Raw genomic sequence first — 1,412 nt, 5'->3', positions numbered from 1 at the left:
GTCTGCATGGATTAGCCGCCCCTTTTTGATGATTGTCTCATTTCAACAACCCCAGAAGCCTTGCGATAAACTCAAGGGAATTCTGGTTCAAAACCACCATAACGGCCACAATAATCACGGTCATGATCTTCATGTCTTTTCTGACCAGCTCTATCTCTTTCCTTAAATCTATCTCTAACTTTTCTATATCCTTTTTTAAAAGGGCTAAATCGTACTTTGTGGCGAGTTCCTTCTTGAGATTTTCCGAGATAACTGTCTGCTGTCTCTCCTCCGCCTCTTCAAAGGCCTTTTTAATGGACTCCTCCAGTGCCTTGGTTATAACGCCCGCAGCCTCTTTGCCCAGCTTTTCTTCGAGCTGCTCATATATCTTTAATGGTATGGCATAACCCATAACGGCACCTTCGACTATTTTATCATCTTCATATTTTACAATAGTCATTAATCAAGGTGATTGTCAATCAATAAAGGGGCGTTTTTTAGGCGTTTTACAACCCGCTCCCTCCCAATGGCGACAAGACAGTCAAAGAGACCCGGACCCACTGACTGGCCTGTTACAACCGTACGTACCGCATTTATTATGACGCCTGAACTAGCGCCGGTCTCATCTATGAATCCCCTTATCGCGGCCTCGGTTGCAACCTGATCCCAGATTGGAATTGCAGAAAGCCTCTCCGCAAGCACGGGGAGCCACTCTCTAAGATCAGGATGTTTGAGGATATTTTTTGCAAACGCCTTCTCGTCTACACTAAACTCATCGGAAAAATAGGCCCTGCCAAGGGTCGCGAAGTCTTTCAGTGTATGATAGCGAGCCCTTATAAGATCCAGCGTCTCAAGAAACCAGTGCCTCTTCGGTCCATCATATTCGGGATCAAAACACCCTGTGGCCTTGAGCTCCTCCTTTACATATCCAGCCAGATCTTCTATGGGCATCGTTCTTATATAATGGGCGTTTATCGAGATGGCCTTCGGGTCAGTAAAGAATTTCGGATCGCCTGGACGGTAATTGAATATCGAATTTGCCCTGCTCACCCCCTCAAGGGAAAACGCCTCGATAAGCTCCTCTCTTGTAAATATCTCCCTGTCGTCAGGTGTATGCCAGCCGAGGAGCACCAGGAAATTTACAAGCGCCCAGGGAAGAAAGCCATGTTCTCTATAAAACTGCACTGACACCACCTCGCCGTGCGTACGTTTTGAGATCTTTTGTTTTCTGAGGTCAAGGGTCAGTGGCATGTGGGCAAATTCAGGGGGCTGCATACCAAGGGCCTTGTATATGAGTATCTGCCTCGGGGTATTGGCAAGCCCGTCCTGCCCCCTTATGACATGCGTAATCCCGTCGTTCATGTCATCCACTGCATTTGAAAGAAGATAGAGCGGAGATCCATCAGAACGCAGGATAACAAAGTCTTCTATAT

The 1,412-nt window shown here is 46.9% G+C and carries 2 protein-coding genes; both read right to left on the bottom strand.

Features of this window, described 5'->3' with window-relative positions:
• Positions 1-37: 37 nt before the first annotated feature.
• Positions 38-439 carry a hypothetical protein gene (locus tag ACP5SG_RS09645; protein WP_237889051.1) on the bottom strand — a complete coding sequence of 134 codons (402 nt, stop codon included), beginning with the start codon at positions 437-439 and terminating at the stop codon, positions 38-40.
• Positions 439-1,412: glutamate--tRNA ligase (locus ACP5SG_RS09640; protein WP_428124093.1), on the bottom strand; the 974-nt coding region annotated here is incomplete at its 5' end. The genes ACP5SG_RS09645 and ACP5SG_RS09640, both read right to left, overlap by 1 nt.

This window comes from Dissulfurimicrobium sp. (assembly GCF_049968175.1).
Classification (GTDB): Bacteria; Desulfobacterota; Dissulfuribacteria; order Dissulfuribacterales; family Sh68; genus Dissulfurimicrobium; species Dissulfurimicrobium hydrothermale.
The sequence above is the reverse complement of the archived record's forward strand: the minus strand, read 5'-3'. Positions and strand labels throughout refer to the sequence as shown.